This window comes from Halobacterium bonnevillei (assembly GCF_009831555.1).
In the GTDB taxonomy this organism is placed as follows: Archaea; Halobacteriota; Halobacteria; order Halobacteriales; family Halobacteriaceae; genus Halobacterium; species Halobacterium bonnevillei.
In genome coordinates this window covers 48,026-62,988 of record NZ_WUUU01000002.1, presented here as the reverse complement: position 1 = coordinate 62,988, position 14,963 = coordinate 48,026, and the positions used below count along the sequence as shown (strand labels likewise).

9 protein-coding genes and 1 pseudogene are annotated in these 14,963 nt (G+C 55.3%); 3 read left to right on the top strand and 7 right to left on the bottom strand.

Translation table 11 applies throughout. The features are described from left to right. Positions 1–417: 417 nt before the first annotated feature. From GRX66_RS00940 to GRX66_RS00910, 7 genes and pseudogenes are all read right to left on the bottom strand, one after another. Positions 418–1,134, bottom strand: a complete 717-nt coding sequence (locus GRX66_RS00940) for a M48 family metallopeptidase (RefSeq protein ID WP_159524831.1) — start codon at positions 1,132–1,134, stop codon at positions 418–420. After that, positions 1,131–4,103 carry a type I restriction endonuclease subunit R gene (locus GRX66_RS00935; protein WP_159524830.1) on the bottom strand — a complete coding sequence of 991 codons (2,973 nt, stop codon included), beginning with the start codon at positions 4,101–4,103 and terminating at the stop codon, positions 1,131–1,133. Before GRX66_RS00935 ends, GRX66_RS00940 begins: the two co-directional genes overlap by 4 nt. Then, positions 4,103–5,350: a restriction endonuclease subunit S gene (locus GRX66_RS00930; protein ID WP_159524829.1), complete on the bottom strand. Its 1,248-nt coding sequence runs from the start codon at positions 5,348–5,350 to the stop codon at positions 4,103–4,105. Before GRX66_RS00930 ends, GRX66_RS00935 begins: the two co-directional genes overlap by 1 nt. A 1-nt stretch (position 5,351) precedes the next feature. After that, positions 5,352–6,914, bottom strand: a complete 1,563-nt coding sequence (locus GRX66_RS00925) for a type I restriction-modification system subunit M (protein ID WP_159524828.1) — start codon at positions 6,912–6,914, stop codon at positions 5,352–5,354. A gap of 479 nt (positions 6,915–7,393) precedes the next feature. Then, positions 7,394–7,690, bottom strand: a complete 297-nt coding sequence (locus GRX66_RS00920) for a hypothetical protein (RefSeq protein WP_159524827.1) — start codon at positions 7,688–7,690, stop codon at positions 7,394–7,396. A gap of 104 nt (positions 7,691–7,794) precedes the next feature. Next, on the bottom strand, positions 7,795–8,805 hold the full coding sequence (locus tag GRX66_RS00915; RefSeq protein WP_233745215.1) for a hypothetical protein: 1,011 nt from the start codon (positions 8,803–8,805) through the stop codon (positions 7,795–7,797). A 120-nt stretch (positions 8,806–8,925) separates the two neighbouring features. After that, positions 8,926–10,172, bottom strand: a pseudogene (locus GRX66_RS00910) (hypothetical protein). 293 nt (positions 10,173–10,465) lie between these two features. Here GRX66_RS00910 and GRX66_RS00905 point away from each other — a divergent pair. The 3 genes from GRX66_RS00905 (at position 10,466) to GRX66_RS00895 (ending at position 14,744) form a co-directional block, all read left to right on the top strand. After that, positions 10,466–10,723 (top strand): hypothetical protein, encoded by a 258-nt coding sequence (locus tag GRX66_RS00905; protein WP_159524826.1) that lies wholly within the window; start codon positions 10,466–10,468, stop codon positions 10,721–10,723. A 2-nt stretch (positions 10,724–10,725) separates the two neighbouring features. Continuing rightward, positions 10,726–11,841 carry a tyrosine-type recombinase/integrase gene (locus GRX66_RS00900; protein WP_325063892.1) on the top strand — a complete coding sequence of 372 codons (1,116 nt, stop codon included), beginning with the start codon at positions 10,726–10,728 and terminating at the stop codon, positions 11,839–11,841. A gap of 83 nt (positions 11,842–11,924) precedes the next feature. Beyond that, entirely contained in the window at positions 11,925–14,744 is a 2,820-nt protein-coding gene (locus GRX66_RS00895; protein ID WP_159524825.1) for a hypothetical protein, read from the top strand. Positions 14,745–14,963: the final 219 nt, after the last annotated feature.

The window sequence follows — 14,963 nt, the reverse complement described above, 5'->3', positions numbered from 1 at the left end:
CGAGTGAATATAGTAGTCCCTGGCCTTGCCAGGGTTTAGTTGGAACACCCGATACAGATCGATTGATTTTCAGTGAATCGAGGCCTATTCGGATTCGAGCTCGTCTGCGTGATGCATTAGTTCATATTGAACAAGACTCAGCGCGAAAGCGACGTCCGCCCAAGGAAGGTCGCCTTTCTCACGCCTCAGTGTCCGCCAGATCTCAGAACGGAGTTCGTCCACCTGAGCGTCAGATGTAAGTATATACTCCCCGCTTTCCGCCGGTGCATCTGAACTCCCTATGACATCTCCGCTCAGCGTGGAGCCAAGCGCCATAATAAAGGATTAGTTGGATAGGCAATAAAACTCGTTCTTCAAAACCTAATAACGAACTAATCGCCAGCCAGTGAATAATACTGCCAGAGCAGAAATTTATACTTACACGCGCAGTTGACCGCCGTTCACCCGCAGCCACTCGCGTCGATCTCGATAATCAGGCACCAACGTCCCGACAGTGTTCCAGAAGGCGTCTGAGTGCTGGTCGTGCCGGAAATGCGCCAGTTCGTGGGCCACGACGTAGTCCTGGATCTTCCGCGGGGCCAACACGAGCCGCCAGTGAAGCGACACCTGACCCTCTTGGTACTCACCCCAGCGACGATTTAGCGACCGAACATCGATCTCGATATCACCGATTCCGAGCTTCTGCATGTATTCGTTCGCTCTCGTCGGCAATTCGTCGCGAGCCTTCTCGACGTACCAGTCGACCACCGTTTGCCGCTTTCGCGTTCTTGTCGCTGATTCGTCCGATGGCACACGTAACATGAACTTCGAGCCAGTGAACTCCAGCGTCGGCTCTACAATATCTTCCTCCCAGACTTTCAGCCGGTACCGGCGGCCATTGTAGAGAAGTTTCTCGCCACTCAGATACTCCTTGTCGAGTGGCGGGTCTTCCTGTTCGGCGAGCCCGTAGAGCGTTTCGAGAACCCACTGTTGCTTGTCCTCGAGGACAGCTTCGACGTCGTTGATAGTTGCGGACACCGGTGCGCGAACCGTCAATTCCATCGAGCCGTCCATCGAGAGGCCGATGGTCTCCCGGTCCGTACTCCACTCGATTTCGTACGGGACAACGGTCTGTCCGATGTGATACTGGTTCATGGCTGGTAGTGGGCACGAGCAAGCTCCACGATGCGGTTTGTGAGCTCGGTCCGCTCGTCGTCGGTCATCTCCACGTCCGATTGTAGCAACTGGAGTTTCACTTTCTTCCGGAGCTTCGACTGCACGCCGACCTTCTCCTGCCACTCCACGACATCGACAACGTCCTCGACTTCGGCGAGAATGGCACCGGTGAGCTCGACCAGTTCCTGCTGGTCGGTTTCGGCGTCCTCGGCGTGCAGCACGTCCTCGAGTGCGTGGTAGAAGGACAGCTCTGTCGCATCCTCCAGTCCCTTTGCTCGCGCCTGCTTGTCGCGGGACCGCATCTCTTCGAGCAGGTCGTGGAGTTCCTCGACGACCTCGCGGTCGCTCAAGCGTTTCTCCTTGTACTGCTCTATTAGCTCCTCAACGCGTTCCTGAAGCGACTGATACTGTACGGGGTCCTCGTCGTAGCGAACAGAGATTTCGTGCTTGATGGCGTGCTGCATTTCGCTTGCCCGGGCTTCGTCGCTCTCTAGGCCTTCAATGTCCGGGTCGAACGCTTCTGCGTCCATCACCGAGACAGGGTCTTCGTTCAGCACGTCGATGCCTTGTGAGCGAATGTGTTTCTGGATGACTTCACGGACTTTCTCACCTGTACCCTCAAGGTCCATCGAGTCGTCGCGGTAGCGTTGTTTCGCTCGGGCGAAAATCTCGCTGAGCTGGTTGAGATCGTCCTTGTACGGATTCGCCATCGGATTGGGGAGGACGATGTCCATCAGCTGGGAGAACCGCTTGTACGCGTTCTTGAACTCGATGCGGGTGTCCTCGTCCTCGAGCGTCTGGAGGCACGCCTCGGTTTCGTAAATGTCCTCGAAGAACGCGGTGGCTTTCCGATGTGCTGCTTCGAGTTCCGGCTTCTTGTCCTCCAGTGGCACCATGGCGTGTTTGACCTCGTCCTCGGAGAACATCGCCAGCGCCTCTCGGAGGTCGCTGGAGACGCCGTAGTAGTCGACGATGAGGCCGTGGTTCTTGCCCTCGAATGGACGGTTGACGCGTGCAATCGCCTGGAGGAGGTTGTGCTCCTTCAGGGGCTTGTCGAGGTACATCACCTGGGCGACGGGTGCGTCGAAGCCGGTGAGCAGCATGTCACAGACGACGAGCAACTCGACTTCGCCGTCAGGGTCGACGAACGAGTCTTTGTAGTCTGAGATATCGCTGTCAGTCGGCGTCCACTGCTTGATGTGCTCGGGGTCGTTGTGCCCCTTCGAGATGATGACGCGGGACTCGGGGCCGTTTAATTCGTCGAGTTTCTCCTTGTACCGGACGGCGGCCTCCTTGCTGGTCGTGACGACCATCCCCTTGAACGGGTCCGCGATCTCGTTCTCGTAGTGCTCGATGATGTCGAGTGCGACCTCTTCGACGCGTGACTCGGCTTCGGCGAGGTCTTGCTCGCGAGCGTAGCGCTTCTTGATTTCGGCTTTCTCCTCCTCGGTGTAGTCCGCGAACACGCGGTCGAAGATGCGGTCGAGGTTCTGGCCTTCGAGATGGATCTCCGCGAGCCGGCCCTGGTAGAGGATTTCGACGGTGGTGTCGTCTTCGAGCGACTGGTCGATGGTGTACGTGTCGACGTAGTTCCCGAAGGTGCGGCGGGTGTCGCGGTCGTCTTTCTCGATTGGCGTCCCCGTGAAGCCGATGTAGAATGCGTTGGGGAGCGCCGTCCGCATGTTGTTCGCGAGGTGTTTGTACTGGGTGCGGTGGGCTTCGTCGACCATCACGTAGATGTCATCGTCGCGCGAGAGAACAGGGAAGTCGCCCTCCTCGTCGTCGTCGAGCTGGAACTTCTGGATGAGCGTCGTGATCGTCTCACCGGCGTGGCTGCTCAGCATCTCGTGGAGCTCTTCCTTCGAGTCCGCCCGCTTTGGGTTGGGGAACCCACACCGCTCGAAGGTCGCATGAATCTGCTCGTCGAGCGCGGTTCGGTCGGTTACGAGCAGTAGCGTCGGGTTCGGTTTCTCCTGCCGGAGCTTGAGGCCCAGGAAGAGCATCGTGAGCGACTTCCCGGAGCCCTGAGTGTGCCAGATGACACCGCCTTGCGCTTCGCGCTGGCTACGCTTCTCGATGCGCTCTAGAGCTTTGTGGACGGCGCGGTACTGCTGGTAGCGCGCGACCATTTTGAGGGTCCCGCTCTGCTTGGTCTCGAAGACCGTGAAGTGCCGGAGCTGTTCAAGGAGCCGCTCTGGCTGGAACAGCGCGTACAGCATCCGGTGTTGCGGAGAGACGTAGCCGACGTCGTATAGGTCTGCGAGCTCGTCGTCCTCGGCCGGGTACGGGTCTCGCCAGGGCTTGTACTGGTTCTTGGGCGTGCCGTACGTGCCCATCACCGCGCCTTCGTACCACGTCGCGACCGAGAACTGGTTGTACCGGAACAGCTCTTCGGCGCCCTCGCTTCCAGTCTTCGTGCGTTTGTTCTGGTAGCGCTGGAGTTGTTCGAGCGCCTCGCTCTTTGGCTCGCCAGCGGTCGGAGCCTTGCACTCGATAACGCCGAGGGGAATGCCGTTGACGAACAGGACGACATCCGGCTTGATCGTCTCGATGTCTCCCTCTACGGGGAACTGATTGACGGCGAGGAAGTCGTTGTTCTCGGGGTTCTCATAATCGATGTACTGAACGGTCTGGTGTTTCGTGCCGTAGCCTTCGTCCTGTTTTACGGACGTATGGTTGACGAGCTTTTCATGGATTTGCTCGTTCTCGGCCATTGTGCTTGTCCCAGCGACCTGCTGAATCTCGCGCACGACCGTGTTGAGGTTGTTCTCGGAGAGCCAGGGGTTCAGGCGTTCGACGGCATCTCGGAGCCGATTCTCGAGTACGGCCGAGGACAGCGTCTCCCTGGGGTCCTCCCAGTTTCTTCGCTGTTGGTCAACGACCTCCCATCCTAGTGTTTGGAGGGTATCGAGAGCGGGCTCCTCAACCTCTGTGTACTCGTTTGACATTACTTGAACCGTACTTCACCTGTAACGATTTTTCCCCGAACTCCCTCCTCCAATTTTGACACAGCATCTAGGAACTTTGACTCAGACCGTACTTTTGAATCATAGGCGCCCAAAACCTCTATAATATCAGTTTGTTCCTCTATGTTAGGAACAGGAATTTGAAACTCCTTTAGTATTTTTAAATTCAATCCAGGGCGGCCAGAGTTATTGCTTAGCGACTCTATTTGTGACCTGACAAGGTCAGAAGAATCTATTACCTCAGCTATATATTCGGGGTGGTACTGATCTGTGTCGACACGAAGTCGAGCAAGGTGGTTATTCACAATCCCCTCTTCTGCCTTTTCTGGGAGAACTGCTGCTCTACCGATCGATCCTTCGGTGGTGATTAGGATATCGCCGGGTTTGGCAGCCGCCGATTTGAGATCTTGGTACTTCTCTTCAGGTAGATAATCGGATCGTTTTTCAAAATTCCGCTCGATTATGTTCTCTTGAACATATATCTTGTACCCAGTGGTTGTTCGGACCTCCTTCTTGATTTTCCCACCAGGGGGACCGCCTCTTAACCCTGCCTTCCCGCTAATAGCTATTTCGTCTACGGTTCTGAGGTCCCATTCCTCGGGTATTTTCTCCATTCGCGGACCAATTCGAACTTGCTTCTGGTCGTGGTCTTTAACACCGTTCTCGAGAAGGCGATTAATTGTTCCTCGTTTCAACTCCTCCGTTTCCGACCTTATCGTTCCGGTACTGTTACGAACGCCTTCTAAGTCAGTCAATAAACGCACAATCTCCCTCTGTTCTGATAGTGGTGGTCGGGGGATTTCGAAAATCTCCAGAAAGTCACGTGGCAAGTGGAGAATTGTGGTGCCTTCTGCGAGTGATGATATTAGTTCCTGCTTCTCATAGAGGTAGAAATACGCGAATCGGGGGTCCATCATTTCCTCATCAAATCGGAGGGCGGCCATGGTGGAACCAAGCACACCTTCTACACCGCTAAGCACCTTTCCAACGCTTCCGTCCCAAACGAGGACCACGTCGGAACTATTGCAGAGATTCCCGGTTTCTGGGTCTGCATATGACGTTATACTCCCTTCGTAAGCCTCAGCAGTAACATATTTTTTTAGCCCAGCCTGTGGCTCGTCACTGACAACATTTGGCTTTTTGCCGGGTATCTTGTCCGCTACCTCACCTATCGGGACGGTGGACCAGTCTGAAGGAACGTTGGGGACCCGTGGATTTTTTGAGGTCATACTAGTCGAATTTTAGGTCTTCAAGAACGCGGAAAGCTCGTTCTGTAGCCTGCTTTCTCTCATCCTCTAACTCTTGTACATCTCTCATGAGGTTTTTGAGATCTATGTCCGACGCATTGGATGTGGTGTCAACATACCTAGATATATTTAAATTCCAGTTGTTTTCCTCAATCTCGCCAATGTTGACAAAGCGGCTATGATGTTCCTCTTCTCTCCCTTGGTTGTGTGTCTCCGCAATGTATTCCACACCACTTTTTGTCAGCTTGTTCTGGTTAGAACGTTCGTCGTAGATATTTACGCCAGATGTCCGGAGAATTTGTTCCTCGGCATGAATGAACTGGACTTTACCTTCCCGATTCTCTGGTTTATCTTTGTTCAGAATCAGTATGCATCCTGGTGAAGATGTATTGTAGAACAGGTTCTCGGGGAGTGCGATAACTGCTTCAAGAAGGTCATTTTCCAGAATTGGCTTTCGAATACTCTTCTCCGAACGGGACCTGAACAGTACGCCGTTATCCATTACAATGCCTGCTTTCCCGTTCTCGCTCAAGGAGGCGAGCATAAGCTGAATCCATGCATAGTCGCCCCGGTTCGATGGCGGGAGCCCGTACTCGAACCGGTTGTAGGGCTCGTTCTCCTGCACCCACTCCTTGCTCCACTTCTTCTGGTTCCACGGCGGGTTTGCGACGACGCGGTCGAAGACTTCCAGTTCGTCGTGTTCGGTGACGAACTTCGGGCTGGTGATGGTGTCGCCCTTCTCGATGGTCGCGTCCTGGAGTTCGTGGAGGAGGACGTTCATCTGGCCGATGGCCCACGTGTTCAGGTTCTTCTCCTGGCCGTACAGCGAGACGTCGTCGCGGTCGCCACCCTCCTCGTCGACGTGCTGGGCGGAGTAGATGAGCATCCCGGCGGAGCCACAGGCGGGGTCGTAGACGCGGTCGCCGGGTTCGGGGTCGACGCACTCGACGAGGAGCTGGACGACCTCCCGGGGCGTGTAGAACTCGCCGCCCTTCTTCCCGGCGTCGTCGGCGAACTGCCGGATGAGATACTCGTAGGCCCGGCCGAAGATGTCGGGGTCGTCAAGATCCGCGTTCCGGTAGCGGTGCTTGTCGAAGTGCGTGACGAGCTCCTCGAGGGTCGAGTCTGCGAGGCGCTCCTTGTCGTTGTAGTCGACCGTCGTGAGGACGCGGTCAGCGATGGCGTCGTTCTCGTCCTCGACGGCTTCGAGGGCCTTATTCAGGGTCGCGCCGATGTCGGAACTCTGGGCGGTGATGTGGTCCCAGCGAGCGCGCTCGGGCACCCAGAACTCCTCGTGGAGGTCGCGGTCGTCGCGTACCGTCTCCTCGTCGACGTCGTGCTTCTCAACGATCTCCTCGGTTTCCTCGTCGAAGCGGTCGTTGATGCGCTTCAGGAAGAGCAGTCCGAAAATGTAGTTCTTGTAGTCCGCCGCGTCAATACTCCCACGGAGGATGTCTGCCGCCTCCCAGAGATGAGATTCGAGAGTGTCCAAATCGAGGTTCTCACCATCGGCGTAGTAGCGAAGATCCTCGTTTTCTGCAGCCATGCTATCACTCTATCACGACACGGGTTTAGAACTTGCTGGATGCTATTGAAACAGAAACCACGCACTTGGAAGTGTGTCTACCCGACTCAAGGTTCCGGGAGATAGGTAAGAGCCTTTTGACGAGGGAATCCTTAGAGATGTATCTCATTGCGTACCGGGCAAAGGTGAGGGGAAGAACGTTCTTTGGGAGAATCCAATGTACGCGATGAGCGCTAGGGTGACCGGAAGCGCCACGCCGGCGTTTGCGAAGACGACTCCTGATAGTCCAGCGGTTATTATTCCTAACATGGTCTGATGAACTAGATTTCGAGCGCTACTCTTTAGCCCGGCTAGACCACTTCCCCCCGGGGAATCGAACCCCGAAAGTGCCATGATTCACGCCTGCTTGCTAGTTCATTGAGCCGTCTGCGGTCTATCTCCCAGAAGAGAAGGCAATTATTTGAATCTTCCCACTATTCGCATCGGAGGTGGCGGTTCCTCTAAACGCTCTCTATCCAGACTTCCTCAGCGTTCTTTCCATCCGCGCTCTCGTACCGACTAAGTTGATACCCTGCCCCCTCTCGCGCCAACTGGTAGACTCTGATAGCATCCTCACCGCGCTTTTCACAGTGCTCTTCGTACTTCTCCCGGAGAGTCCGGGTGAAACCCGAATAGGCCACGAGGAACTCTTCTTCCGTCTCGTCTACAATTAGGGTGCTCCCGTCGACGCCGGCGGCTATCCTGTCCCGAACCTCTTGTTCGATGTAGCCCGGTATATCTTCAAGCGGTCTAATCATACCCTGTTCGTTGGAAACATCAACCGGAAAAGATTACGAGTGGGCTGTCAATCTAATCTTCACGGAACTCTAACACATGAAGCACTCGTACCGACGGCCAGGCGTCAGTGCTGTGATTGAAACGCCATTTCCTCGGATTTGAACGAGTACTGGCTGAGGTCGTGCTTCTCGCAGACTTCTTCGAGTCGCCGGGGCTGCAAGTAGTCCTTTTCAATCAAATGCTCGAAAACGACGGTCACTTCTTCGTTTTCGACACTGGTGACAATGGCTAGGTCAGGGTCCTTGTAGTCAGGCTTGATGACGTAGTCGCCGGTAGTGAAGGGATGGTCGGCGTACCTCAGATTCTCTTGCTTGTACGAGTAGAGTTTGATGTCTTGGTCGGCGCAATACGAAGAAAGCTTGGCTGGATGGATTGTCCGCCAGTCACCGGGACCGTCGTCGAGGGCGCTGGGGAAGGCGACGCTCACCGTCTCGACCTCCAACTCTTGGCCGTACAGGGTGGCGTTTTTCTCGGGCGGCAGAATCTCTACAACGACAGCGACAGACGCGTCTTCGTCCTCAGCTTTGACGACACGGTCACCCGGCTTGAACGGGTTCTCTGGCTTCTGGTTCAAATGCGCCGTATTGGGCCCGAGGTCGTGCAGTTCGTTCATCGGGCGCGTCGCGAGATGCGCGAGCTTCTCCGGCTCTTCGCCCGAGTACTCCTCCTGAGTTCGGACCTTGGATTTCAGTGTCTCGGTACGCTCCCAACCCAGCAGAATCAGCGCATCCTCGTTGTCCCGGTGCCAGACCATCACGAGAATATCGTCGTCCGGATCGTTATCGAGCAGCGCCCCCGGCCGGAACGCGGAGACGTCTCGGGAGGTCTTGACGTCGACGGTGTAGTCGAAGACCTCGAAGTCGTAGGCGGCGAAGCTCTCGGGGTTACACCGACGAATGGCTTCCTCGTTCTTCCAGTTCCACATCTCGACGGGGAGGTATTCGCGGCAGAACTGTTCGAAGGCGAGTTCACCGAGGTTCCCGATGCGTTTGACGTCGACGTCGTCGGCGCCCTGGATGACCGCTTGGTGGTGGGCACGGGCACGGTCGATCTCGTCCGGCGTATAGAGATACACTATATTCGACTTATCTCCCTGCGTAATATTTCTTTGTTTCCACCCTTGACACTAGTTGAACGCGCAGTATGCCGTTCCAAAACAATCCTCTCGGAAATCATCGGAACGTCCTCACCCCCATCAAACGGGATCTCGGAGTGCCCAGATGTCGGCTCCCGGGTCCAGATTGGACGGTTCCGCCCCACGCTCGGTCAGAATGCCAACGTGGTACAGCATCGCTTTCAACTGGAAGACAGTCGGCGAGTGATAGGCGTTACCGTCGTGTAATGCCTGTTCGCGGAGTTCACCGTCCGGCGTCAGCACCCGGCTGCGAACGTCCTGGTCGCCCTGGATGAACAGTTCCACGGTGAACGACGGATGCTGGACGTGCAGCCACGCGACCAATTCTACCAACGTTGGCTCCCGGATGCGGTCGTCGTGCATCTGCTGTAACTCCTCGACGAGCAACTGGGTGGCCGGGTAGGCGAAGACGACGCGCCGGGCGAGTTGGCCCCATTCGGGGGCGAGGTCGTAGAACCGCTGGGACTTCCGGTACCAGTTCTCGAATTCGGCGAGCCCGGCCTCGACTGTGCCGTAACGGCTCGTAACGTACCGAATCACCTCTCGCCCGAGCGAGGTCAGTACCACGCGGTTCGGCTTCTCTTCGACGAGTCCGAGGAACGCCGCCCCGCGACGTGCGTCCTCGACGGCGCCAACGACCTTGTAGTCCCGGAGGAGTTGGGCGGTATCGCCGTTTGCGTAGTGTGCGAGAGGGTAGCCGAGGTAGTTCTTCGGGTGGTTCAGCCCAAAGGATTTGTCGGCAACGCCCTGCGCGCTCGCCTGGAAGCGGATCGCCGTTACCTCGCCTGTGGTCCGGTTACCGACGACCCGCGGCACCTCCAGTGGCGTGACGTCACCGCCCCGGTCGACCCCGAGGATTCCGACGTTCAGTTCCCGGGCGAGTGTTCGATCCGTCTGTGTAACGACCGCTGCTGGGGCTGCTAGGTAGGCGGCGTTGGCCTCGTGGAGTCGGTCGTACGCCTGAAGGATACCGCGCTGCGTGTCGACGGTGCCGTCCCCGGTTTGCCCCTTCGCTTCGACTGCAATCAGCGGTGGGTCCTCGCCGAAGCGTTCGACCGCCAGTAGCTCCGACTCGAGGTTCCGGACCCCGACGAGGTCGGGGTAGCCACCGCCGACTCGGACGTGATTGAACGGCGCGAGCCGGTCCTGGATGGCCGGGTCGATGCGTTGGCCCGACAACCACTCGGTAGTCGAGAACTGGGTGTCCACGACGGCGTACGTATTCGCCGCTTCCTCCTCCGGATCAGGCGGCGCTTGGTGTGCGCGAGGACCTGCGGTTCCGCGAGCTCGCCGGCCGCCGATGCCATATTCCCGATTGTGACAACGCCATAATCAACCTGTGGGTCGCCAATTTCGTACTGCTGTGTTGCGATTCGGGTAAATCGGACGTTCGTCGACGTGAATTGGCGGAGTTTCTCACGAGCGAGTACTGGAATTGGAGTCGATATTCCAAAACAAACTCTGAATTGGGGAAATAGTTTGTATATGCGGTCTTCTGAGCCAGAATCTACTGATTTTCTCGACGAAATTGGGGGATTTCTGGCCCCAATCCAATTTTTCTCCAATCTATATATGTGGGCCCGGTCTGGGGCTGGTTGACGTGAGCTCCAACACAGAATCGGTCGCTTCCCGCATCGACGTCGACTCGAAGACCAAGCTAGAACTCGCTGTTGAGGAGTCTGACACCTCGATGTCGGCGTACCTCGAATCGGTCATCGAGGACCACATCGAGGAGAATCCGAGCGGTCTGCGAGCGCTGGCATCGGATGCGTCCAGTGACTCCACAGAGACGAATCGACCACAGCAGAACGAGCCTGAGCAGAACTTCATCGAGCAAATGTTGGAGGGCCTGGAGTAGTCGTGTCCAACCACGTTCCCGCTATCGACAACGGCGACGACCTGGAGGACCGACTCGCTGACCTCCTGGACCAGACCACCGAATCGCTCGAACCGACCACTCCCGAGCGAGCTCTGGAACTCTACCTTGACGACAAGTCCCGGGACTGCCAGCAGGCGACTGTCGACGCACATCGGTCCCGGCTCGGCTTCTTCGTCGACTGGTGCGAGGACCAGGACATCGACAACCTGAACGACCTCAGTGCGCGCGACCTCCACGAGTTCCGCGTGTGGCGCCGCCAGGACCTGAACACGGTCAGCGAGAAGACTCAGATGGACTCCCTGCGGGTATTCATCCAGTGGTGCGAGACCATCGACGCCGTCGAGTCGGGCCTGTTCAAGAACGTCGACTCCCCGAGTCTGGACGACGGCGAGAACGCACGGGATACGGTGCTCCACGCCGAGCGTGCCCGGGAGATACTGGACTACCTCGAGCGCTACGAGTACGCCACGACCGAACACGTCGCCTGGGTGGTGTTGACCGAGACCGGGATGCGCCTCGGAGCCGCCCGTGCTCTCGACGTCCGTGACTACCGACCTGACGCGAAGACGCCACACGTGGAGATTTGCCACCGGCCGGAGACCGAGACCCCGATCAAGAACAAGACGCCCGGTGAGCGACGCGTGGCTGTCAGCTCGGAGGCCTGTGAGGTCATCGACGACTACCTCCAGGAGCGCCGACCGAATATCACCGATGAGCACGGCCGGCAGCCACTCCTCGCGACTACGCAAGGCCGCCCCGGAACGTCGACGATTCGGTCCTACGTCTACCGGTGGTCCCGGCCCTGTGCTATCGGTGCCGGGTGTCCACACGACCGCGACCCGGAGGGCTGCGAGGCGGTCACGAACGATGACCGGATGGCTAGGTGTCCGTCGAGTGTGACGCCCCACCCGATTCGTCGGGGCTACATCACCCAATTACTCCGCGCTGGCGTGCCAGTCAAAGTCGTCAGCGACCGGTGCAACGTCACGCCCACTATTATCGACCAGCATTACGACGTTCGCTCCGAGGAGGACAAGATGCGGCAACGCCAGGCGGTATTGGCGGACGTAACGGGGAACGGTTCATTTTATGTCTGACTGGGAGGTCTGGCGCACAATTAATCGGATTCAGAAATAGAGCCTGCGGAACATTTATCGCTTTGACAGACGGGCGGTGTTCTATGGAGTATTCACGGAAGTTTTCTACAGATGAATTAGGGCTTTCTGGCATGTTCTTCGTCGAGTATTATATTGGAGAGTCTGACGCGGGGCGATATCTTGATGCGACTCTCGAACTCACCGATCTCCCTTCGAAATTACGCGGTGAGAAATTACATATTGAGGGGGGAGACGGAATCCGCGTTTCCCGATCAATTATTGAAACCTCTGCCGACCGGTTTGAATTTGAGCTTTACTTACCTCCTGATTGCTCCTCGATTTCGATTCGTCTTGACAGTGGTGAAGAGGCCTACTGCGTCGATATCGCTGATACCCGGTTGCTGTCTCTGGGCAACGAGATTCTCCAAGATGACGTATTCAATCCCACCGAATTTAAAACAGGCGTTCAGGCGTATCGGCGTGAAAATACGGATATCTGGCCGTTAGTAGATTTCGCATGCTCCCTGGGTGAATTAGTGCCTTTTGATACGTATCTGTCTTCCTTGGAGAAAATCATCACCTCTTATCCGAGGGTCAGGAATGAAATGAATAATATCCTTGAGACTCTCCTCAAGCGCTTAATTCTCGGTGAGTGTTGTGACGGGCGCCATGAAATTTCGGAGCTATCTACGTTAGAAACGACTGTTGAGGCGTTCTCTTCTATAGATGATCGTGCACAAATCGATGCGAGCCTTTCAATCAAATATGCCGTTGATGCACTCCACAAACGACAGGAACCAGACCAAATTATCGATCTGGTCTTTGAATTCAACATAGTTGAAAGCCATCACGATGTGATGACCGACAAGTTATTTCACCTCGTGCTCGCCGAGGAAGTCCTTCGCCAAAGCGAATCTGGGGTACAGAATCTACTTGATCGGTACTTCAAGAATGAAATCGACTCCGAGTTTGATCAAGACGAATTCCAGAATGCTGTCAAAGACGCGAAAGCTGTGGATGAACCGAACCCCGCTGACTGGTTCGAGATCGTCAAGTCCGCAGGCTCCAATCCCGGCACTGGCTCCCTGAAGTTCACAGTAGCCAATCTCTTGTTCAATACGGCAGAGGCGTATAACGACGTCGACGGATACTATCACATAACACCGCAGCTATATGCCGCCGCTGGCGCATGGTATGACGAATTAGATATTGCAATCTCTCAGCGCGCACTATTTGATCACCATACCCGGAAGGGATTATTACACTATCATGAGACGGAACTCAATGACGCCAGTGGGGAGATGGAACGTGCAATTGAAACAGCCACTAACGTGTCTGGAGAGTACGAAAACGCGTATCCTGAGTGGTTAACAACACCGGTAATCTACAAGGCCTTGGCTGATGCGAGGACCTTGACTGCTGAAGGGCGCCGTGAGGACGCCGCTGAGTTGTTGAAGCAGCGCGGACAGGTGTTCGAGGACTTCGGCTCTCTAAGTGAAGACAGCATTCAACGGATCACATCAGCAATTGGTGGAGAGCGGTTCCGGATTCTCTCCGATAAGTTCCTCAATAATGGTGAATACGAACGTGCTGAAGAGGTATTAGGTAAAGCAATTGGCCTCTTCAAAGAAGGCGGGTTGGAGAGGGCGGGCGATAACACCCTCAATAAAAAGAAGGAGGTATCAGTGGTGATTGAGGAAGTTAACGGCAATTTCACTGAAGCCGCAGCCTCCCATGACCAAATCTCGGAAAATGACCACTACAACAAATCGAAGCGAAACGTCCACGAAATCCGCGCTCAAATCTGTCGCGCCAAGGCCCAAACAATCGATGGCAATTATGAAATTGCTCTTGAACGGATTCGAGAGATTAACCGACAGTCTGACGAACTGCAGCAGGACGCCCTCGATTTAGGAATTCTCAACCAGCTCCTGCTGAGCTACGAGAATGGCGAAGTCACGAATGCCAAGCGGGCCCTTGAGAAGTTCACAACGTCCAATCAGAATAAGACGCCGTCCCATCCTCTGGGGGTTGATTACGATTATACTGAACTGTTTGTCGTTGTGCTGGCCCTTCAGCGTCTCAACCAGACGGACCTTCCAGAAGATTTGTTGCGATCACTCATCCAGCTCTCAATCAATCGTTCATTTACTCCTCGACAAAACCAGCAATTTGTCCAAGAAACGTATCTTGAGGATATCTCGATTGACCGGCTTTGGCGAGAGCGGCTCCCCTCCCCAGTTCTATCTCGCGTAGAAGAAATTCAGCTGGAACAGGCCTCGACTGCTGGCAATTACAAGAGTGTAACACTGCTACTCGCTGAACTGTTGGAGTTTTATTTAGCGTTACTTGTGGAATTCCACGGGAAGCACTACTGGGGGGACACTTGGCGGTCAGAATTGGTGACCGAAGATGAAGACGAAGAAAACCTCAGCATTGGCGTGCTTTCACGCATATTCACGTCTGATGCAGCCACAGAAATACAGAATACGGACGAATTGGATTCTATTCTAACCGCAGATATCGCTGAGTTCGCGAATTTGATTGATATGCGAAACAAGCTCGACCACGCATATACGGGGCATATAGACCAGGATACATTTGAATCAATTCGAGAGCGGGTATTCGAACTCCTTCGTAGCAGTGTAGGGGATGCGCCACTTGCGGTATCTATTCAGGATAAGAACCTTGCTGGTGTCTACACGGCTCGGATCCACTGGTGGCGAGGACTAAGGCATATTCTCATTAATACTGAGGCTGAACTTAATGTGGGGTCGTATTATTACATGCCTCTGGAAATCATTCAGGAATCCGATGATCAGGTTCTGTATTCAATTGGCGAGGAAGACTTGGTCTTGGTTGAGGATTCCAGAATTACAGATCAGATGCCCGAACTCGATTAAATCTTCTCGGCTAGTATGAATCTGATCTGATGGACCCATCTACCGGAAAATTAGCAGGGGATTGTTTTCGTCTTCTGTACTTTTGGGGTTTGATATAGTGATGTCTGTCAATCGTGCGGGAATACACGTCCTACACCCTTCAATACGTAATGTAGGCGATGACTTTCTTCTCGATTTTCGGGACACTCCGTATCGGGCTGATGAGGGATCGTGCTCGCT

Coding starts and splice junctions, on each gene's coding strand:
- GRX66_RS00940 (WP_159524831.1), bottom strand. CDS start 1,134: ATGAACCAGTATCACATCGGACAGACCGTTGTCCCGTACGAAATCGAG.
- GRX66_RS00935 (WP_159524830.1), bottom strand. CDS start 4,103: ATGTCAAACGAGTACACAGAGGTTGAGGAGCCCGCTCTCGATACCCTC.
- GRX66_RS00930 (WP_159524829.1), bottom strand. CDS start 5,350: ATGACCTCAAAAAATCCACGGGTCCCCAACGTTCCTTCAGACTGGTCC.
- GRX66_RS00925 (WP_159524828.1), bottom strand. CDS start 6,914: ATGGCTGCAGAAAACGAGGATCTTCGCTACTACGCCGATGGTGAGAAC.
- GRX66_RS00920 (WP_159524827.1), bottom strand. CDS start 7,690: ATGATTAGACCGCTTGAAGATATACCGGGCTACATCGAACAAGAGGTT.
- GRX66_RS00895 (WP_159524825.1), top strand. CDS start 11,925: ATGGAGTATTCACGGAAGTTTTCTACAGATGAATTAGGGCTTTCTGGC.